This window comes from Helicobacter sp. T3_23-1059, from assembly GCF_053654515.1.
Genome location: NZ_JBSIUV010000003.1, coordinates 1 through 20354, shown reverse-complemented (window position 1 = coordinate 20354; position 20354 = coordinate 1). Strand labels below are relative to the sequence as shown.

Here is a 20354-nt window from a genome sequence, read left to right as displayed (position 1 = left end):
AATTTAACAAGCGACTAAAACTGCCATTAGTTGCACCTTACGCGTGATTTTATTTTAGCATAAGAGAATTTAACAAGCGACTAAAACAAATAGGTGGGCTTATGGATTTAATAGCCTATTTTAGCATAAGAGAATTTAACAAGCGACTAAAACCTATATTGATAATAAAGAATCTACTGCTTTATTTTAGCATAAGAGAATTTAACAAGCGACTAAAACCTATATTGATAATAAAGAATCTACTGCTTTATTTTAGCATAAGAGAATTTAACAAGCGACTAAAACCTAAAAATTGCTTTTGTGTAGGTTTTATTTATTTTAGCATAAGAGAATTTAACAAGCGACTAAAACAACAAGAGCAACTAAACCAGCTCCAAAAATATTTTAGCATAAGAGAATTTAACAAGCGACTAAAACAGGACCAGCCACCAATTGCCCGTTAAAAGTATTTTAGCATAAGAGAATTTAACAAGCGACTAAAACCCCTTTGGCATTACTATTTTGAGGGTTTTTATTTTAGCATAAGAGAATTTAACAAGCGACTAAAACCAGTTTGCTATCAAATCCCGCCTGTATAATCTAAACTCTTTGTCATAAAAAAGAGATTAGATTATACAGGCGCGAAATTTTTAAATTATCAAAACCCCTCATCACAATTTGCAACGCACAGCAATCTATACTACCACAAATAGATTGCCACGATTTTGCGATTTTTAACAAAGTCGCAAAATCTCGCAATGACGACACTACTTGCCATATTAGCGTAGCGAAGTATCCAAAAGATTTTGTAAGGCTACATTATGTTGCAAGATTGTGTTTTTTAAATGGGCTTTTGGATACTTCGGGCTTAAAAACCCTTAAAGATAATAATATATTGTGAGATACTTAGGCTTTTTTAAAGCCTAAGAGCCTAAGTATGACAAAATATTGGCTTATGATACTTCGTCGACTTTGCTTGCTAAAGTATGGCAAGAACCCACCCCAAAACTTCCTCCACAAAGGTTGGGGAACAAAAGAGTATCCAAAACCACCAACGAAATGGAGGGGGAATCTTTGTTATCATTGCATTCAATTTAGTATGACAAATATTTTCTCATTCTTTGTATAGTCGAGATTCTCTTGTTCCCCCCCTCCCTTAGCACGAGGGGGTTAGGGGGTGGGTTCTTGTCGGACTTAAACATAGCCTACTTTTATATATTGTCATATTTAGACAAAAAAAAGAAATCGAAGTATCCAAAAATAGATTGCCACGCCGATTTTGTCAAAATCCGCTCGCAATGACTTGATTTTGCTTAGATAATCCAAACTAGATTTTAGGATTTATGCACCGAAAGGGCAGATGGGGCTTGGCAAGTAGGCATCATCTCTAGCCGATTGATATTTACGCGAGGGGGCAAGTGTGCCACCCAGCATACCGCTTCTGCTATGTCTTGTGGGGTTAGGGCTTGTGCGCCTTCATATACGCTATTTGCCTTTTTTTCATCGCCCTTAAAACGAACGAGCGAAAACTCACTTCCCCCAGAGAGTCCGGGCTCAATGTCTGTTACGCGAATATTTTTGCTAGATAAATCTGCGCGTAAATTTAGGCTAAATTGCTTTACAAATGCCTTGCTAGCACCATATACGGTGCTCCCGGGATATGGGTAGCTTCCTGCGATTGAGCCTATGTTTATGATATGCCCAGATTTTTTTGCCACCATTTGGGGCAAAATCGCCCTTGTCAAGCGAACTAAAGATAAAATATTCACCTCTATCATTCTCTCCCAATCGCTTATATCACTCTCATCTGCGGGACTAAGCCCTAGTGCTAACCCTGCGTTATTTACTAGCACAGATATGCCATCGCAAAAATGTGCATCATTTTTTCGTTTGGATAGAATCTCTTGGAGTGCGGATTCTACTCGTGGGGTATCGCAGACATCACAAGCGATGATTTCACACATTTGAGCTAGGTTTGTGTTTGTAAGCGCGGCGATTTCTTGTTGCAATGAGGCTAGATTTGATTCTCTCCTTGCAAGTGCGATGATAGCATCTCCCCTCTTGGCAAACTCTATCGCACACGCCCTCCCAAATCCTACCGAAGCACCTGTAATCAATACTAGCATCTTATCTCCTAATGATTTTTATAGCGATTTGTGGCAAATGGATTTTGCAGAATTTTTGCAGATATTTTGCGTAGATTTATAAAATCTATTTTTCTAAAATCTAGTTGCCAATCAAATCATCAAATGGGGTTTTGGGAGGTTCTCTCTCCCTCCCGCCACTTTTGCCACCGCCCCACATTAGCTCTTCTTTGCGTTGGAAATAGTCTTTGTTTGGGTCTTTGGGCTTTTGTTTGCGGATTTGTCGTAGATTTTCGAGGTTTTGACTCATTTTTTTATCGCGCCTACCGCTATCATTTGAGGCATCATAGACTAAAAGTGATATTCCTACTAATATCAAAAGTGCTAAACCTGCTAATATGGCTTTTTGTATGCTACTCATATTTTCCCCTTTGCAACTCCTACTTGCTTGAAAATTATAGCATTTTATGCAAAATCTATTCACAAGCTAGCCAAAATCTATCACGCGTTTTGCTTAAATTTGCTAAAAATAATGTTTAAAAATAGGCTTTATAGGCGTAAAGTAGGATTTAGAAATCGGTTTTTTGCATATAAAATAAAATGCTTTATCAAAATATGCAAAAAAGACTTTGAGTTTATCAAATAAGGCACAAAAATAGCTTAAAAAATCTATGCAAAATCTATACAAAAAAGTTGCGGATTTGTTGTAGATTTTGGGTTTATCTGCCTTTAGGCTACAAAATCTCACAAAAAAACCGAATCTAGCTTGTAGCAAAACTTTAAAAAACTTGTGGTAAAATCCGCAAACTATGACTACATAGCGGATTTTGCGGGTTTGTGTTTTTATCTTGTGATTTTATTTGGTGTAGCAATGCTTTTTTGTAGCCACAAAAGCGTAAAATACACAAAAAATGGTTTGATAAGGATTTTGAAATGTATATTACTTGTTGTGATAAATTTGTCCAAATCGAGCTTACGCAAGGCTCTAGGCTACTAAAAAAAGTCCTAGAATACGCCAACAAACACTTCTCCAAACGATACCACCTCTCTAGCTCGCTTCTTATCCTTGATGATGGGGAGCGATTTAAAAAAGATTATTTGATAAATTGGACTTATCACGCCACGATGCAAAGCGTCGCTTTTTTGGAAAATGCAAAAAATACTACACAAAATCCTAGCCAAAATCTTAGTGTGGATTCTAGCGAGTTCCTAACGCCTAATCAAACTAGCGACAATAATACAAAATCTACAAAATCTAGCAAAATAGCAGATGAAAACAAAGAAAAAAAATCTACCAAACAAAAACGAAAGCCTAACGCAAAATCTAGCGATAAAAAATCAAAATCTATAAACGATGATAAAAATGTGGCTAAATCTATGAGCAGTGAGGCTAATGAGGCTAATGAGATTGCGGAAATCGCCAAAAAAGATGCGCAAGATTTTAGCGATGATACAAAAAATGCTAAAAATGCAAAAGAAATGGCATTACAAAATAGCGATTTTGATAGCCAAAAAAATGCACAATCCACACCAAAATACAACGATGAGCTAGCAAATATATTATCATATAGCCATCTCCCCATACGCATAAAAATCACTAATCCAAACACCCTACTAAAACGCATAAAAGTGCAAATCCACCTATCAAATCTAGGGCAAATCCTCGTGCGACTCCCCGAAAACAACCGCGTGGCACGGCGATATATCCGCGCGATTTTTGGCAGTAATATCCTCTATGAAGTGGATAATGAGTTTTGTATCAGTGCGGTAGGATACACGCAGTCTATGTGGGAAGGCGTTATGGGGCTTATTAGCTCGCGCATTATCCACAATATCGCGCTAGATTTTGAGTTTAACAGCAATAAAGATGAGGATTTTGAGACAAATGGCTTTGGTGGAGAGGGATTTGATAGCTTTTTGACACGAGAGGAATACCTGTTGCGAAAATGTTATAGCGAGCTAAATGTAGATTTTAGGGATAGTTTTGCAGAAGTGAAAAAACAATATCTAAAGCTAGCAAAAAAATTTCACCCCGATAACGCGCAGGGCAAAGATAGCGCGGAGGTTAAGATTTTTGAAGAGAGGTTTAAAAAAATCTCGCAGGCTTATAACACCATAAAAGCCTCGACTACCCCGCTTGCTGATAAGACAACTGCTTAGTTTTTATATTTTGGCATTTGTATAGATTCTCACAAAAAGTAAAATCTAAAATGAAAAATTTGCAAAAACCCATAAAATCCGTAGCCCTGCTTGTGCGCCCGCATTCTCCACAGCTAAAAGACAAAGTCATAAAAATCTTAGAGATTTTCTCTAAAAGTGGCATAGATGCGATAGTAGAGAGCGAAAATGGCAAGATTTTGGGCTTGCCAAAAACATATAGGCTAGAGGGCATAGAAAAGATTTTGGGTGTAAAATCTATCAAAGAATGCGCCAAAAAAAACAATCCCAAAGCCACAAAATCCGCTCAAAAAACCCCCGTATCTACACAAAGATTTTCCCCCAAAATCGATGCGCTAGTAAGCATAGGAGGCGATGGGACGCTCATCTCTGCGGTGCATAAAAGTGCGGGGAGTGGATTGCCTATTTTTGGGATAAATATGGGGCATTTAGGATTTTTGACAGCGATAAATCCTAGCGAGCTAGAAGGCTTTGCTAATGATTTAGCACAGGGCAAGTATGTGCTTGAAAAACATAGATTATTAGAGGGGCAAATCCGCCATTCACAGGGCAAAACCTCATCGCCATTTTACGCGCTAAATGAGATTTTAATCACCAAAAAAGACATATCGGGTATGATTCATATCGATGCAATGATAGAGGGGGAGTTTTGCAATAGTTACCGCGCAGATGGGCTAATCATCGCCACTCCCACAGGCTCTAGCGCGTATAATATCTCTGCGGGTGGCTCTGTGGTGCATCCACAATGTCAAGTGCTACTTTTAACGCCTGTGTGCGCGCATTCTCTCACCCAACGCCCGATGGTGATAAGCGATAAATGGGGGCTAGAGTTTTGCATACATAGCACGCATATAAGCCCTAGCAAAGATAGCGCAAAGCTAGTAAAAAGCCTAAATGCAGAGGATACAAACGACATAGAGGGAATGATAATGATAGATGGGCAGCAATGTGCTAGCTTCAAAAAAGGCGAGGTGCTAGAAGTCAAAGCTAGCACGCAAATAGAGCTAATCCAACACCCAAAACGAAGCTATTTTGCGGTATTGAGAGAAAAATTTGGACTAGGTGCTAGAATCTAAAAATTTAGGGCGTGGATTTTGTAGCCTAGATAGCTAGCAAAAAATCTAAGCTACAAAATAACTAAGCTAATGTTTTTTATCTAGCAAGCAAAATCTTGGCATATCTACCTAAAACTTGCATAAAACTTGCATAAAATTACCCGAAAATATCTGTCATATATTTTTAAGATATTTTTTTGATATAATACCCCCTTTATTTAGATTTCACACCTTTTATCAACTTCCAACAAATATGGCTAAAGGCTTTTAGATGATTACCAAACTTAGCATAGAATCTTCCCCCATTTTTGGCAATTTAGAATTGCGATTTAAAGAGGGATTTTGCGTATTTAGCGGGGCGAGTGGCAGTGGCAAATCCGTGCTTATGGAGTCATTGCTATCTTGCTTTGGGCTAAAAGAACCAAATGCGCCAAATATCGAAACAGATTTGCTTTTATCGCCCAAATTTTTAGAGGAGCTAGGCTTAGAGGGCGAACTGCTAAACATAAAAATCGTAAAAAAAGACAAGATTCGCTATTTTGTAAATTTCGCTCCCATCGCAAAAAAAACGCTTAGCGACTTGCTAGGACAGCATATTAAGCATATCCATTCACGCGGTGGCGATGAGCTAGAGGGGGCTAGTTTGGTTGGTTTGCTTGATAGCTATTGTGTGAAATCCGCCCCCAAACATACGCAGGATTTAGAGCGATTAAAGAGCGATTTTGCAAGGCTAAAAGAAGCAAAAATCGCCCTAAAAGAGCTAGAAGCAAAACAATCCCACACCGCCCAGCTAAAAGAAATGGCAGAATTTGAAATCAACAAAATCGCTAGCCTAAATCCAAAAGAAGGCGAATATGAAAATCTGCTAATCCTAAAAAAAACCCTCTCTCACAAAGAGAAAATCAAAGAAGCCATCTCCAAAGCTAGCGTGGCTTTTGGCTACACAGGCGAGATTTTGTCCGCGCTAAATGCGCTAAATATCGCTAGCGAGCAAGACACGCAACAAAACCAAGACAACACCCAAAACGAAGTAGAGGAAATCCACACGCGACTAAGTCAAGCTCTAAATGACGCACAAAGTGTGCTAGAGAGGGAGCAAAGCAGGCTAGATGAGCTAGATGAGCTAGATAGTGAGGCTATGTTGCACCGCATTTCTAGCTTGAGTGAGCTTATCCACCGCTATGGCGGTATCAACAACGCCCTTGCCACCCTAGAATCTAAAAAAGCCGAGCTAGAAACTTTGCAAAATTTTGATACGCACAAAAAAGAACTACACTCCCAAATCGCCACCCTAGAATCTAGCCTAAAAAATCTATGTAGCGAGCTAAACGCAAATCGCGCTAAAGCCCTCCCCACCCTAGAATCTAGCCTAAAAAATCTATGTAGCGAGCTAAAACTCCCCACCCCTAGCATAAAGCTAATCCCAAAAGAGCTAGAATCTAATGGCGATTTGGGCGTGGATTTATGCTTAGCAAATAGTGCCATCGACACTCTTTCAGCAGGCGAGTTTAACCGCCTAAGACTAGCGATAATGTGCCTAGTCGCTAGGCTAAATAAAGCACAAGGCGTGCTGATATTAGATGAGATTGATGCCAATCTAAGCGGGGAAGAGAGCGAGGGGGTAGCAAAAGTGCTAAAAGAGCTATCAAAATCCTATCAAGTCTTTGCCATTTCACACCAAATGAATATGCCAAGCCTTGCGGATGCGCATTTTTTGGTAGCAAAAAATAATGCGGATTTTGTGGATTCTAAGGATTGCAAAGAAGCAAAATCTAGCATAACGCTACTAAACTATGAAGGGCGCGTGCGCGAGCTAGCTAGAATGGTAAGCGGGGCAAATATCACAAACGAGGCGATAGAGTTTGCAAAAACCCGCTTAAGCGAATATGTAAAGGGTGGAGAAAATCTACCAAACTAAGCCACTCTATCGTTTTTAGCACATAAATATCACAACAAAATGCGGAGCAAGTATGAAGCTAGCGGAGCTAAGGGCGATAAGTGCGTATATTTCTAGCTTTGATAGGCTATATCACATAAAGCGCGTACAAGATAATGTGCTAAAGCTAGAATGCACCAAGCCAGATACTTCAAAAAAGCCCAATCAAACAAGCGACATTCACGCTTCTAAATCAAACGCAAAAAACCTAGCACAAACAAAGCAAACACCCATTCAAACCCCATATACCCCACATTTTCCCCACCAAAAAGAAATCTTTTATATGGATTTGTCTCGTGGGGATTCTAGCGTGTATATGGCGACTTCGCCTATCATATCTGCCAAAAAATACTTAGCACCTTTTGATATTGTGCTATCTCGTCTAAATGGAGCGGAGATTTTGGGCTCTGAAGTGGTAGGGGGAGATAGGATTTTGAGGCTTTTTTTAGCGATTCGCCATTCTTACAAAAAGCAAGAGCTGTATTTGCAGCTAGAGTTTTGCGGGAAGCATACCAATGCGATTGTTTTGGATTCTCGCTTTGTCGTGCTAGAGGCATTGCGACATATTTCCCCACAAAAATCTATGCGCCCTGTCAAAATCCACCACCCACTCCCCCCAATGCCTAGCAACCCAAATAAAAATGTAGATTCTAAGGATTTGGATTTTGGTATGGATTTGGGCGATTTTAGCGACTTTGAGGCGACAAAAAAAATGCTTATTTCAAAATACGCTAGCAAGGAAGCTAAAAGCCTGCAAAATACTAGACTAAGCATTTTAAACAAGCTAGAGAGGGCAAAAAAATCCCTAGAATCAAAAAGAGAAAATCTACAAAGTGCAAGCGAGCTAGAAAAATGCGCAAAAGGGCTAAATAGCGATGCTAGCCTAGCATTAGCCCATATTTCTACGCTAAAGCCTTATGTGCGCGAGGTGGTTTTAGAAGAAATCGATTCTAACAAAAAGCGAAAGATTTGTCTGCCACCATCTCCCACCCCCCAAGAAGCGATAAATCAAATGTTTAGAGAATCTAAAAAACTAGCCAAAAGGGCAAAAAATATCCATTTAGAGATAAACAACCTAGAATCTAAAATCGATTTTTTAGCCCGCCAAATCGATTTTGTAACAACTAGCCAAAACCTAGATACGCTAAAAATCCTAAAACCCAAAAACAAAAGCACAAAAGATTCTCAAATCGGGCTAGTGCTTTTTATCGAGGGGTTTAAGCTATCTATCGGGCGCAACAAAAACGAAAACAAGATTTTGCTAGAAAATGCTAGGGCTGATGATATGTGGCTACATATCCGCGATGTCCCCTCCTCGCATTTGTTTATACATTGTGGTAAGCAGGCACTCCCTGATAGTGTGCTACAAAAAGCTAGCGAGATTTTGGTAGGAATGTGTGCAAAAAATGGAGGGGATTTTTTTGTGGATTATACAAAGAGGCGGTTTGTCAAAATAGGCGATGGGGCAAATGTCGTATATGCCAAACAAAAAAGCATATTTGTGCGAAAATCATAAAATCTTAGGATTGTTTATTATAAATACGCTACAATATGCGTTTGGATTTTTGCTGTATGGGCAAAATCTATCAAAATAAAATCCGCAAAAATAAGGAGAGAAAATGAAAAATATACGAGTGTTTCATATCCTAAAGCACACCCCAACAAGAACAAAAGTGCTAGAAGTCATCTACGCAAAGCAGACAGGCGAAGCCATAGAGGCTTTTGCGAAATATGCGGGGTTTGTCTGCACCAAAAACAGCCTACGAGATAAGCCCTGCGGCACACTTTATAAAAATAAAACGGTAAATGCTGCAAATGAGCTAAGCGTGGCTTTGAAAGGAAAATGTGGGGATAAACCAAAATATGAACTATCGATTATTTTGCGCAAAGATAGGGAGGATTTGCCAAACAAAAAACAACGAGGCGTAAAGCAAAAAAAGGAAAATATTATAAAATTTTAGGGGGTTTTTATGGGGGTTTGTAAGTTTTTTTGCGTCATTATATATGTGGCATTTTAGCGCGTTTGTTATATTTAGTCGCCATAGCTAGATTTTTGCGAGAATTTGCATTTTTGTCATTGCGAGTTTTTGCCACGACTTTGCCAAAAGCTACAAAAATCTAACACACGGCAATCCACACTCACTCCGTCATTGTAAGCAATTTGATTTTACTTCCGTCATTGCGAGCGTGGCTATGCCACGCGTGGCAATCCACAAAAACAAAAAAACATTTGTCATACTGAGGCTTTGAAAAAGCCGAAGTATCCCTCTTATTGTCATATTGAGTGCGCAAGCGCGAAATATCTCTATTTGCATTTTTAGATTTTATAAAGAAGCTACACTTTGAGATACTTCGGGCTTCACCCTCAGTATGACAAAATATAATGAGTAGATTGCCACGCGGATTTTGCCAAAATCCGCTTTCAATGACGGCAATACTTGTCGGACTAAGATTTCGCAAGAAACCAAAGTCACTCTCAACAGGCTACAAACTAGAGATATTTTGGTTTGGTATAAAAACTTAGTATGATAAGTCTTTGAAATTAAAAATCCTTGCTAGATTCTCATTATTTGTGTCTTTTTGATAAAAGTTGATAATTAAACTCAAAATAATGATTTTTATATTACAATAATAGCTTACAAAATACATAAAAGTGTTTTCAAGTGTGTCAAACACAAAAATAATTTTTGCACAAAAACGATTTTGCGCAAAAATTATTTTTGCGCTTTTAGATATTTTTGCAGTGGGTTTCATAAAAACAAAACAGCAAAAAAAAAAAAAACGCAAAATCTGCTTAAAAAACAACACTAATTTAGCAATACTTAAGGAAGTAATCTATGACAAGAAAATCTAGCCAAAGCACAAAATCCACCAAAAACAAAACACAGCTTACCATCGCCCTCGTAGGACAGCCAAATGTCGGCAAAAGCTCTCTTATCAACGCCATAAGCGGCGCAAATCTAAAAGTTGGCAATTTTAGTGGCGTAACGGTAGAAAAAAATGAAGTGCGCTTTAGCTATAAGGGCGTGGATATAAATATCATTGATTTGCCCGGGACTTATAGCCTAAATGACTATTCGCCAGAGGAAAAAATCGCCAAAGATTTTTTAGAATCTAGGAATTATGACATTGTGCTAAATGTGCTAGATTCTACCAATCTAGCGCGAAATCTCGCCCTAAGTGCGCAAATAATGGGGCTAGGGGTAAAATGTGTGCTAGGGCTAAATATGATAGATGAGGCAAAGCGCGATGGTATAGACATAGACACCGCGCTTTTAAGCGAAATATTAGGCGTGCCTTCTATCGCCATATCTGCACAAAAAAAGCAAAATCTAAACACGCTTTTTGACACCATAATAGATATGCACAATAAGCCATTTTGCGAGCCAAAGCGCATTTATGGGGATTTGCTAGAATCTAGCATTGAAAAGATTGATGAGTTTTTGTTGCAAAAAAGTTTTTATGAGCTAAATGCCTATCCAAGCCAAAAAGAAGCCCTATCAAGCAGAATCATTGCGATTTTATTGCTACGGCTTGATAAAAGGCTGTATGCGTATTTGCACGATAAGCCTTGCTACACGCAGGTTACGGATTTTGTAAATGAAATCAGTGCTAGGCTTACAAAGCAAAGTGGAGAGGAAAATATCCAAAGTATTTTTAATCAAGATTCTATTAGTTTCGCACAGGGTGCAGCCCAAGAAGTCATAAGCTACCACGAAGTAGAAAATCAAGCAAATCAAGTAAATGATGAGGAGCAAAATCTAAATAATGCCAATCCAAAATCTATCAACGATTTTTCTGCGAATTTTGCAAACTCACAGCCACAAAATCCACAGCCTAAAAATTTGCGAATGCAAAACTTGCAAGCCACAAAATCTCCCGCAACATTGAATGCAACAAAATTTAATAAAGCATTTGGTTTGCCAAATTCCCTAGAGCGCACCAAGCGCATAGATTCTATCTTGCTTCATCGATTTTTTGGACTGCCTATTTTCTTTTTGCTTATGTTTTTGCTTTTTGAGATGACTTTTTATGTGGGTGGATTTGCTAAAGATTACATAGAAGATGGGTTTGCTAGTTTTGGGGATTTTTTGAGTCAAGCACTTAGCGAGCATCCGCAGATAACCTCACTCATTTGCGATGGAATCATCGGCGGAGTTGGCACGGTGCTAGCGTTTTTGCCTCTTATTGCGGTGCTTTATTTTGGGATTGCATTGCTTGAGGGGAGCGGGTATATGGCAAGGGTTGCGTTTTTGTTTGATGGATTTTTGCATAAATTTGGCTTGCACGGCAAGAGTTTTATCCCTATGATTGCGGGATTTGGCTGCTCCGTGCCTGCGTATATGGCAACCCGCACGCTAAAAAACCAAAATGAGCGACTTATCACGCTTTTTGTGATTGGCTTTATGAGCTGTTCGGCTAGACTTCCTATTTATGTGCTTTTTGTGGGGGCTTTTTTCCCTGATAAATACGCTGGATTTGTGCTTTTTGGGATATATATTCTTGGTGGAGTGGTGGCGTTGTGTATGGCAAAAGTGCTAAAACTATCGCTATTTCGTGGCATAGATGAGCCATTTGTAATGGAAATGCCAAAATATAGAATCCCAAATTTTCGCACCGTGTGGTTTAGTATCTGGGGCAAGGTTGTTATGTTTCTAAAAAAAGCGGGCGGATTTATACTCATTGCCTCTGTGGCGATTTGGTTTGCTTCGCAATACCCCAAAAACCCTCAAATAGAAGAAATCTACGAATCCAAAAAACAAGAAGTGCTAGAATCTAAATCTCTAAATGATGAGCAAAAAGATGAGGAAATTGCGCATTTAGAAAATGAGGAAAAAGAAAAATTGCTTAGGGCGACTTATTCGGGCAGGGCAGGGGAGATAATCGAACCTATTTTTGCGCCTATGGGGTTTGATTGGAGGCTTTCTATTTCGATTATTACAGGATTTGCAGCAAAAGAAGTGGTGGTTTCTACGCTTGGTGTGCTTTATGCGCTTGGCGAGGAAGTGGAGGAGGATTCTAGCTCATTGCAAGAAATGCTAAAAGATAGCATTTCTTTTCCTAGTGCGGTGGCTTTTGTGGTGTTTGTGATGTTTTATATCCCTTGTTTTGCCGCGACTATTAGCTTTGGGAGAGAGGCTGGAGGGATAAAATTTGTGGGATATTTGTTTGTTTTTACCACGATTGTGGCGTATATTTTTTCGCTTGTGGCGTATTGGGTGGCGTATCTTGGGTATAGCTTTTTTATGGGGTAAATTTTAAGAGAATTTTTGTAAAATTTGTAGATTTTATATTTTACATTTTGGGACAGGGCTTTGCTAGAAATCTACAACCATACAAAAATCACACTGCCAACCACACTAGAATCTACATTAGATTTTGCGCTTCAAGTTGCGCTGGATTGCGTATTTGAAGGCGCATTGAATGATTTGAGTAGTGTGGCTAATGAGATAAAATCTATGCGCGAAAAAAGCCATAGCAAAGAGCATGTTCATATTGAGATAATGTTTGTTGGAAGCACAAAAATGCGAGAATTTAATCGAGGATTTTTAGGCAAAGATTATGCCACCGATGTGCTTAGTTTTCCGCTTGAAAATACCACAATGCCTAATTTTAGTGCAAAATCTAGCAAAAAAATAGAATCTAGTAGCTTAGATTTTATAGATTTTCTTGGAGTGATAGTGATAAACCTCCCCTTAGCAAAGCAAAATAGCAAAAAATTTAAGCATAGTTTGGAAGAGGAAATCATCATTTTATTTATCCACGCGGTGTTGCATTTGCTAGGCTTTGACCACGAGAGCGATGGCGGGGAGCATAGGGACAAAGAGCGCGAGATAATGGCAAAAATAGGATTTGAGGCAGGATTATCACAAAATCTACAAAGCCTCATTTATCGCGCAAACTCACCTTGCAAGTAATATTTGGCTCAAGACAACTTAAGACAAAATAAAGGAGTCTTAAGTTGTTTTGAGCCATATATTTTTGTGGAAATTGTTGTTATATTGAGATTTTGTCATTTTTGTCATACTTATTTGTCATATTCAGCGGATTTTGACAAATCCGCTCGCAATGACGGAGTTTTTGTCATATTGAGTGTTAGTGAAATATATATATTTGTGTTTTTAGATTTTGAGATACTTTGCTTATGCTATTAACTTTGCAAGAAGTTTAGATATTGAAGCTACAAAAATATTAAAAATCACTCAAATTTTAGAGGTTACATTATGCTAGAATTTTTAAGCAAGTTATAGAATCTTAATCGCCAAAGAATGTGAGAAAACTTCTAAAATGCAAGGTAAAATTGAAGTTGATGAAAGCAACCTTTTAATATAGATTTTGGGTGCTAAAAGAGTGAGAGGCAAAAGAGGGCGAGGAGCTGGCAAAAAAACTTCTGTATTTTTTGCTTCGCTTTGCTCGCAACTGCAAGCATAAAGTATGCTAAAACGAAATAATTGCGTTTATACCAAAATTGTAAAGCATTGCTTGGCAGATGATCTTTTGCCTATAATAAGAGATTTAAGCAATATAAATGAGACAGAATTTTATAGTGATTATTGGGGAGCGTATGATGGTTTGGTGGATTTTTTGTTTCGCTTTGCTTGCAACTACAAGCAAAAGGGGCTATGTAAAGCATAGATTAAGCAAATTTAAAGGAATCAAAAAAGAGAATTTCTTGCTTCATTTAAAAAAACAGAATTTAGATAGCCATCACCAAAATCAAAGGACAAGATTTGTATAAAATCTTGTTAAATTTGATAAGAGAAAAATCCGTTTAAGGTGGGTTGAGATTTCTAATATTTTTGTAAAATTTATCACACTTTTCATCGATAGTTTTTGTGAAATTTTACAAATTTTTGCAATTTTAACAGCCTTAATATCAAGACTTCTTGCAAAAAACTCATAGCGTAAGAGAAGTAGAAACATATTTAAGAATCTTTTTTTAAAATCTCTCTTGTTTTAGTCTCTTAAATTCTTGCAAAGTTTTTATTAGTGGTGATATACTTTTTTTGTTATTGTTGAAAATCATAATTTAAGACTTTTTTGTTTGAGGCTTGGGTTGGTAAACTTGTTGCAATTTCTTAGTAAAAACAATACTCAAAAGAACCCGAATCGTAACAGCCATAATGTAAATCCAAAAACAAGATGGATATAACCTACAAATCATTAAAAAATCAGCCTAAGGTTTTAGATTATTGTTTATATTCAAAGGTCAAATTATCTCCATTTTTATGCACTTCAATGTAGCCATTTTCGCCTGATATAGTATTACCGTTTATATAATAAGTATCTTTTTGAAACTCGGGATTATTTATAGTATAGCCTAGCAAGTTTGTGATAATTAGCCCTAATTCATAATGCGTAGGCGCGTGAATCTTATCTATTTGGGATAAAAATTGCGAATCTTTGCCCGTTCTAGCATTATCATATTGTGCGATAAAGATTGGGATATTTGCTACATTTGGGCTTAAAAATGTATGTCCCCATTCTGCATTGCCTTCTTTGCCTATTTCGCCCATAGCTTCGCCGTGGTCAGGGATAAAAAAGAGATAATTCATATTTTTGCTTGAATCTTTGAATTTTCTAAAAATACTTGCGATGATGAAGTCATTAAATATCATTGTGTTATCGTAGCTGTTGATTTTATATTGCGTGTTTGTTTTATTTGTGATGGGGAAAACTTGGGCTTGTGGATAGGCTCTGTATCCACGCTCATAAGGCGAATGTGCGCTTCGCTGATGAAGGACGATAAAATTTTTGTCATTTTGATTTATTTGTGGAAAATGTTTGTCTAATTCTTCTAAAAGCACCATATCGCCGATTTGCTCTGAGCGCAAAAGATAATTTTCTTTTGTGGATAAAACATCAATATAATTCCCTGCCATTGCCCTTGATTCTGCTTCGGTTTGATTAGAAATGTAGTAGGTTTTAAATCCAGCGAGTTTTGCTAGTTTAAATAAATGCGTGGTTTGTGTGTCAATGTGGCGGATATTTTTGGGGTGATAGGCGATATTAAAAAACATAGGCAAGGATACACGCGTAAGCACCGAGCTAGAAATTCCTCTCTTTGCAATAAAATTACCCTCTTTGGCAAGAGCTGATAATAGCGGAGTGGTATTTCGCTCATATCCAAGCAATGCGATGTGATTAGCATTTACACTCTCGCCTAAAACAATGACAATATTTTTTGGAGTGGTATTTTTGTATTCATAAGTATAAGGTCGGTATTTTGCAATAGGTGTGTGAGAATCCAAATGATTTGGCAAATAAATGCAAAAATAAGCACTAAACACCACCAAGTCATTATAAAGACTTACGCTATTGTTGCTTGGCATAAAATTATTAAGACTGCGTGTTTTAAAAATCGCTTTGTATGGTAGAATGCTAAGTAGGGATAACATCACAAAAGACGCGATAAAACTTTTTGGCAATCTTTTATCCAAGCGCAAAAGTGCATAAATAAGCAAGGTATAAGCACACACGATAACTAGCATAGGATACAAACCTTGTGGCATTGCCATTTTGGCACTCTCTAGCACCTCACCTACTTCACTACTAAATAATGCCAAACTAAATACACTCAAAGGTGCTCCAAACCAAAAAAGATGCCCAAACTGAAAAAACTCCATTATCATAAAAAGCACTAAAATAGCAATGCTTAAAAATCTAGGCTTCATTACGGGTAGAGCGATACTAGCGGGGATAAATGCGCATAAAAAGATAATATCTAGGCAGAAAGAATATTGTGGATTTATCAGCATAAAAAATGCGCTTGGCGCAAGAAAAACGCCAAAGCATAGCACGCTCATAAGTCCCCAAATAACAAAGCGATTATTAAGAAATTTCATAAACATTTTTTCGAGCTTGCGGTTTTGCAAATCTTTATACATATTTTATTCTTTAGCTTGAGTATTGGTTGTTTGTATTTTGAGTATGGCACACTAAAGCAATATAAAACAACGGCAGGTATGCTACAAAAAAAAATAAACATTAAATAAGGCTTTTAGGGGTTAGAGTAAGTTTGATTAAGATGAAATGAGGTTAAGCTATTTTGTCGGTCTTGGGTCGCAAACCCAAATTAAAAAACAATAGAAGTATTTTGTGCAATAAAAAAACCTTTGTTATACCGATACGCTTGAAACAAGCCGAAATATCCAAATATTTTTGCAAGTTCAAACTAGATTGTAGGGTTGTATTATCTGCAAAAATTGCTTTTTGGATACTTCGGTTTCTTGCGAAACCTCAGTATGACAATGTTTTTTTTGCTTATAGATTGCCACGCAAGTCTTGCGACTTGCTCGCAATGACGGCTTAGGTGTGGATTGCCACGATTCTACGCTTTTTAACAAAAGCCTAGAATCTCGCAATGACGGGATACTTCTGGCTTAAAAGCCCTTAGTATGACAAATTATTTCGTCATTGCGAGAATTTGCGAAGTAAATTCGTGGCAATCTATGATTTTTGCTTTACATTATGGATTGCCACGCCGTGCAAGCACGGCTTGCAATGATGAGATACTTCGGTTTCTTGCGAAACCTCAGTATGACAAATGTTTGTTAGATTTTGAGATGCTTCGGTTTGCTTAGTATGACAAGATACCCACCCCCTAACCCCCTCCGCACGGGAGGGGGAAATCAAAGGCAAAATCATCTGCAAGGGAGGGGGAAATAAAAACCCCTCCATAAGTCTAAACCTAAACTCAAATAAACCTAAGTCCAAGATTTACTCACGCCAAAGTTCCCTCGTGCTAAGGGAGGGGGAAAAGGCAAAATTCTCCGCAAGGGAGGGGGATTTATGGATTGCCACGAATCTAGGCTTTTTAACAAAAGCCTAGATTCTCGCAATGACGGGATACTTCGGTTTCTTACGAAACCTCAGTATGACAAATGTTTGTTGGATTTTGAGATACTTCGGTTTGCTTAGTCCGACAAGATACCCACCCCCCTAGCCGCCTCCGCACGGGAGGGGGAAATCAAAGGCAAAAACATCTGCAAGGGAGGGTGATTTTAGATTGCCACGCGTGGCGTAGCCACGCTCGCAATGACGGCAGTGGAATGTTTGCCCACAATGACAAAATTTTCTTTGTCATTACTTGAGCGAGTGAAGTGAGTGAAGTATCTCAAACATTAAATGAAAAATAGAGATACTTCGGTTTCTTACGAAACCTCAGTATGACAAATGTTTGTTAGATTTTGAGATGCTTCGGTTTGCTTAGTCCGACAAGATACCCACCCCCTAGCCCCCTCCGCAATGGAGGGGGATAAAAGGCAAAATCATCTGCAAGGGAGGGGGGAATCAAAACCCCTCCAAAAGTCCAAGCACAAATAAGCCCAAATAAGCCTAAATAAGCCTAAATAAGCCTAAACCCTCTCTTTACAAACGCTCCAAGATTTGTCCAAAATAAGATTTACCCATCAATGTAATAAACCTTTTTCTTAGACTTCTTTTCTTTCTTTTTCTTTGACTTTTTGGACTTCTTAGACTTTTTGCCTCCCTCGACTATGGAGCGAGATACGGCGTTGCCGTCTTTGTCGGTTACATAGTCGCTCCCACCAAACCAATAAGCGTATTTAAAGTTTAGATTTGTCGTTACGCCGTTAAACCAATCGCTTGTAGCCTGCCCATTTTCTTTGGCAAAAGTGCTAGCATAGAAAAGCCCATCATAGCCAAAAGATAGCTCGTGGTTTTTCTTTATCATCCATATTAGATCAAACCCTAGATTTCCATACACCGCAGGCAGAGTGATTTGCCCCTTATCTGGCAAATTACCAATTCTAAAGTTGGTTTCTTGCTTGTTTAGCATATTATACTTTACGCCAGCTTTGAAGTTTGTGCGGAATTTATTGCCATACATTTTGTAGTAGCGCACATGCACGCCTAGTTGAGGCAAGTGCCAATAAAACGCATCATATCTCTCATCAGCTCCAAGCGGGCGATATTTGGTATTAGCTAGATATGCTTCAGGCTTTGTTATCCTTGTGTTATTTGAGGCTAGCATATCATAGCTTAGAGATACTTCAGGGCTTACATAACTATTTCGCTTAAATTGATAGAAAGTTACCCCACCTTTGACTTCCGCGCCGATATTGTATATTAGCGGGATTGCGTTTTTGTCAGCGGATTTTAGCTTCAGCTCCCACGCACCTGTTTTGGCAGTAAAGGTTGGCATATCTACCCCACCTCTTATGCTAGCTTTGATAAAGCCTTCCATCACTTTGCCCGGGATAGAAAAGGTTTTAAAATAATTCAGCCCCGCTTGCAAGCTATTGTTTTGGATACGCGTATCGATATTGCCTCGCAAAGTCGTATCCGTATTTACAAACTCATATCCCAAAAATCCACCAAAAATCCCTGCTGCTCTAAGATTTCTTTGCATACCAAAGAGTGCGCCACCTGCAAATTCATTTGCATTGCTAGTGCCTAAATCCACATAGCTATGTGTCGCATAAGGCACAGCAAAGAAACGCCAATCCCTACGCCCAGTGTATGGGATAAAAATGGCATCTAGTTGGTCGATGACTTCAAAGTTATTATAGCCTTTATCTAGATTTTGCCCCTTGCTTTGCTCTAAAGTTAGCTTAGCGATTTTCTCACGCGTTTTATCTAGCTTTTTTTGATTTTTGCGTGTGTTTTTGGCAAATTTGCTAGAGCGATTTGTAAGGCGAGACATATCATATTGCAATAGCCGTAGCTCTACTTCTTGATTGTAGTATCTATCGCTATGGAAAGTCTTTGTCGTCATCGTATCTAGGATATTTTGGGTATTTACCGTCCTGCGCAAGCTAGATAGTGTGAGTGCGCGAAAGACATTTGCCCCATAGCTATCAGCCACATCAGCTACTAGGACGATACCTTTTTTGCCATCTCGCTCCACATGCTTTAGCTGAAGCCCTGTGGAAGCGACCAAGTGGCGATAGCCTAGCCTAGATTCAAAGCTACCTTGCTCGCCACTGCCATTGCCTGCCTTCGCATTTTTTACGATATTTTTATACTCATAGATTTCATTTGGCTGGATATTTTCCCCAGCATTTATGGTGATAGAGTTATCCGCGATACCGATGACATTTCCACCACCTAAGATATGTTGCCCAGCTACTGAGCCTCCATTCCAGCTAGCTGCATCGCCATCTATGGTGATAGAGGCATTTAGCAGGGCGATGTAGTTTGTATCTGCGGTAGTAAATTTTCCATTCACTCCACTAAAACTCGTCATAAAGCCAGAATTTATGACATCTCTATTACCTATTTGTAGGTTGCCGCTTACTGTGCCTGTTATGCTTAGGTTATTTACCAGAGAGCCATCGCGGATAGATATGCTAGCAGTATCCCTGTCTGTGCCTGCATTTGTAGCGTTTATCGTGCCACCTATGGTGAGGGAGTTTATGAGAGAACCATTTGTGATAGCTAGCCCTTGAAATGTGCCAGATTTTAGCTCTAGGGAGTTTAGCCTAGAGCTACTTACAGAGACGGTGGCGATGGAATTTTGTTGAGTGAGGGTAAAGCTCGTATTTGGCGCATCAAAGTTTTCAAACTTTAGCGTGCGTCTTGTGGAGGCATTTGGGAATTTCTCACTGCTTTGCCACCACGCACGCCCGTTAAAATTTGCTTGTCCAAGAGTATAAGAGACATTGCCCGCATCTGTGCTACCACTAAGAGTGAGTGTCATATCTCGCCAATAATCTGTGTTTGATAGGCTTTGCCGCTGTATCTCGGCTAATGAAGTATATCCCGTGCAAGCACTAGTCGTCCAATACCCGATACCCCCCTCATCTCTATACCCTGTGCTACGACAGCCAGCCGCTAGACTATCTAGGGCGATACCAGCTATAATCGCACTCGCAGCTAGAGAAATCGCTAGGCGTTTTTTGGGTGTTGTTTTTGCATTTTTGGGGATTACATTTGCTTTAAAAGCCCCCTCCCTTGCGGAAGAAGCCCAAAAAGAAGCCCCCTCCCTTGAAAGAGTGGCAACGCTTCTTAAAGCCCCCTCCCTTGCGGAGGGGGTTTGGGGGTGGGTAGATTTTGCGCTCGCAAAATTTGCATTATTAGATTTTGCATTTGCAATATCTGCCTTGCTAGAATCTGCTTTTGCAATATCTACTTTGCTAGAATTTGCAATGCTAAAAT

17 protein-coding genes, 1 pseudogene and 1 CRISPR repeat array (1 of these 19 running past the window's edge) are annotated in these 20354 nt (G+C 38.8%); of the genes and pseudogenes, 11 read left to right on the top strand and 7 right to left on the bottom strand.

The window, feature by feature from the left end:
• Window positions 1-549: a CRISPR direct-repeat array (repeat unit 36 nt; unit sequence ATTTTAGCATAAGAGAATTTAACAAGCGACTAAAAC) (it extends 2457 nt beyond the left edge of the window).
• 764 nt (window positions 550-1313) lie between these two features.
• A complete protein-coding gene (locus ACWIX0_RS01335; RefSeq protein WP_454171281.1) occupies window positions 1314-2105 on the bottom strand; it encodes an SDR family NAD(P)-dependent oxidoreductase in 792 nt (263 codons plus the stop codon).
• Between the two features lie 100 nt (window positions 2106-2205).
• Window positions 2206-2484, bottom strand: coding sequence for a hypothetical protein (locus ACWIX0_RS01330; RefSeq protein ID WP_454171279.1), 279 nt, complete (start codon window positions 2482-2484; stop codon window positions 2206-2208).
• Between the two features lie 512 nt (window positions 2485-2996).
• On the opposite strand from ACWIX0_RS01330, the pseudogene ACWIX0_RS01325 reads away from it, so the two are divergent.
• The 6 genes and pseudogenes from ACWIX0_RS01325 to ACWIX0_RS01300 form a co-directional block, all read left to right on the top strand.
• Window positions 2997-3185: pseudogene (locus ACWIX0_RS01325) on the top strand (J domain-containing protein); the annotation flags it as partial.
• Window positions 3186-3188: 3 nt separating this feature from the next.
• Window positions 3189-4223 carry a J domain-containing protein gene (locus ACWIX0_RS01320; RefSeq protein ID WP_454171433.1) on the top strand — a complete coding sequence of 345 codons (1035 nt, stop codon included), beginning with the start codon at window positions 3189-3191 and terminating at the stop codon, window positions 4221-4223.
• A gap of 50 nt (window positions 4224-4273) precedes the next feature.
• On the top strand, window positions 4274-5317 hold the full coding sequence (locus ACWIX0_RS01315) for an NAD(+)/NADH kinase (protein WP_454171277.1): 1044 nt from the start codon (window positions 4274-4276) through the stop codon (window positions 5315-5317).
• A 250-nt stretch (window positions 5318-5567) separates the two neighbouring features.
• Window positions 5568-7214 (top strand): AAA family ATPase, encoded by a 1647-nt coding sequence (locus tag ACWIX0_RS01310; RefSeq protein WP_454171275.1) that lies wholly within the window; start codon window positions 5568-5570, stop codon window positions 7212-7214.
• A gap of 52 nt (window positions 7215-7266) precedes the next feature.
• Entirely contained in the window at window positions 7267-8748 is a 1482-nt protein-coding gene (locus ACWIX0_RS01305) for an NFACT family protein (protein ID WP_454171273.1), read from the top strand.
• A 103-nt stretch (window positions 8749-8851) separates the two neighbouring features.
• A complete protein-coding gene (locus tag ACWIX0_RS01300) occupies window positions 8852-9193 on the top strand; it encodes a hypothetical protein (RefSeq protein WP_454171271.1) in 342 nt (113 codons plus the stop codon).
• Window positions 9194-9371: 178 nt separating this feature from the next.
• On the opposite strand, the gene ACWIX0_RS01295 is transcribed toward ACWIX0_RS01300, so the two are convergent.
• Complete coding sequence (locus ACWIX0_RS01295; RefSeq protein WP_454171269.1) at window positions 9372-9692, bottom strand: hypothetical protein; 321 nt, start codon at window positions 9690-9692, stop codon at window positions 9372-9374.
• A 377-nt stretch (window positions 9693-10069) separates the two neighbouring features.
• Here ACWIX0_RS01295 and feoB point away from each other — a divergent pair, with 377 nt between their 5' ends.
• From feoB to ACWIX0_RS01275, 4 genes are all read left to right on the top strand, one after another.
• On the top strand, window positions 10070-12487 hold the full coding sequence (gene feoB, locus ACWIX0_RS01290; protein WP_454171268.1) for a ferrous iron transport protein B: 2418 nt from the start codon (window positions 10070-10072) through the stop codon (window positions 12485-12487).
• 60 nt (window positions 12488-12547) lie between these two features.
• Window positions 12548-13150 carry an rRNA maturation RNase YbeY gene (gene ybeY / locus ACWIX0_RS01285; RefSeq protein ID WP_454171266.1) on the top strand — a complete coding sequence of 201 codons (603 nt, stop codon included), beginning with the start codon at window positions 12548-12550 and terminating at the stop codon, window positions 13148-13150.
• A 66-nt stretch (window positions 13151-13216) separates the two neighbouring features.
• A complete protein-coding gene (locus ACWIX0_RS01280) occupies window positions 13217-13387 on the top strand; it encodes a hypothetical protein (protein ID WP_454171264.1) in 171 nt (56 codons plus the stop codon).
• Between the two features lie 280 nt (window positions 13388-13667).
• Window positions 13668-13868 carry a hypothetical protein gene (locus ACWIX0_RS01275; RefSeq protein ID WP_454171262.1) on the top strand — a complete coding sequence of 67 codons (201 nt, stop codon included), beginning with the start codon at window positions 13668-13670 and terminating at the stop codon, window positions 13866-13868.
• Between the two features lie 554 nt (window positions 13869-14422).
• On the opposite strand, the gene ACWIX0_RS01270 is transcribed toward ACWIX0_RS01275, so the two are convergent.
• The 3 genes from ACWIX0_RS01270 to ACWIX0_RS01260 form a co-directional block, all read right to left on the bottom strand.
• A complete protein-coding gene (locus ACWIX0_RS01270) occupies window positions 14423-16120 on the bottom strand; it encodes a phosphoethanolamine transferase (RefSeq protein ID WP_454171260.1) in 1698 nt (565 codons plus the stop codon).
• A gap of 282 nt (window positions 16121-16402) precedes the next feature.
• Window positions 16403-16597, bottom strand: a complete 195-nt coding sequence (locus tag ACWIX0_RS01265; protein WP_454171258.1) for a hypothetical protein — start codon at window positions 16595-16597, stop codon at window positions 16403-16405.
• Window positions 16598-16682: 85 nt separating this feature from the next.
• Window positions 16683-16913 carry a hypothetical protein gene (locus ACWIX0_RS01260; protein ID WP_454171256.1) on the bottom strand — a complete coding sequence of 77 codons (231 nt, stop codon included), beginning with the start codon at window positions 16911-16913 and terminating at the stop codon, window positions 16683-16685.
• Between the two features lie 111 nt (window positions 16914-17024).
• Between ACWIX0_RS01260 and ACWIX0_RS01255 the strand changes: the two genes are divergently transcribed.
• Window positions 17025-17153: a hypothetical protein gene (locus ACWIX0_RS01255; protein WP_454171254.1), complete on the top strand. Its 129-nt coding sequence runs from the start codon at window positions 17025-17027 to the stop codon at window positions 17151-17153.
• 484 nt (window positions 17154-17637) lie between these two features.
• On the opposite strand, the gene ACWIX0_RS01250 is transcribed toward ACWIX0_RS01255, so the two are convergent.
• On the bottom strand, window positions 17638-20354 hold a 2717-nt coding region (locus ACWIX0_RS01250), incomplete at its 5' end, for a hypothetical protein (RefSeq protein ID WP_454171252.1).

Bases quoted from the DNA above. Each gene is read 5' to 3' on its own strand.
- ACWIX0_RS01335 (WP_454171281.1), bottom strand. From the start codon at position 2,105: ATGCTAGTATTGATTACAGGTGCTTCGGTAGGATTTGGGAGGGCGTGT.
- ACWIX0_RS01330 (WP_454171279.1), bottom strand. From the start codon at position 2,484: ATGAGTAGCATACAAAAAGCCATATTAGCAGGTTTAGCACTTTTGATA.
- ACWIX0_RS01320 (WP_454171433.1), top strand. From the start codon at position 3,189: ATGCAAAGCGTCGCTTTTTTGGAAAATGCAAAAAATACTACACAAAAT.
- ACWIX0_RS01315 (WP_454171277.1), top strand. From the start codon at position 4,274: ATGAAAAATTTGCAAAAACCCATAAAATCCGTAGCCCTGCTTGTGCGC.
- ACWIX0_RS01310 (WP_454171275.1), top strand. From the start codon at position 5,568: ATGATTACCAAACTTAGCATAGAATCTTCCCCCATTTTTGGCAATTTA.
- ACWIX0_RS01305 (WP_454171273.1), top strand. From the start codon at position 7,267: ATGAAGCTAGCGGAGCTAAGGGCGATAAGTGCGTATATTTCTAGCTTT.
- ACWIX0_RS01300 (WP_454171271.1), top strand. From the start codon at position 8,852: ATGAAAAATATACGAGTGTTTCATATCCTAAAGCACACCCCAACAAGA.
- feoB (WP_454171268.1), top strand. From the start codon at position 10,070: ATGACAAGAAAATCTAGCCAAAGCACAAAATCCACCAAAAACAAAACA.
- ACWIX0_RS01275 (WP_454171262.1), top strand. From the start codon at position 13,668: ATGCTAAAACGAAATAATTGCGTTTATACCAAAATTGTAAAGCATTGC.
- ACWIX0_RS01270 (WP_454171260.1), bottom strand. From the start codon at position 16,120: ATGTATAAAGATTTGCAAAACCGCAAGCTCGAAAAAATGTTTATGAAA.
- ACWIX0_RS01260 (WP_454171256.1), bottom strand. From the start codon at position 16,913: ATGGAGGGGTTTTTATTTCCCCCTCCCTTGCAGATGATTTTGCCTTTG.
- ACWIX0_RS01255 (WP_454171254.1), top strand. From the start codon at position 17,025: ATGGATTGCCACGAATCTAGGCTTTTTAACAAAAGCCTAGATTCTCGC.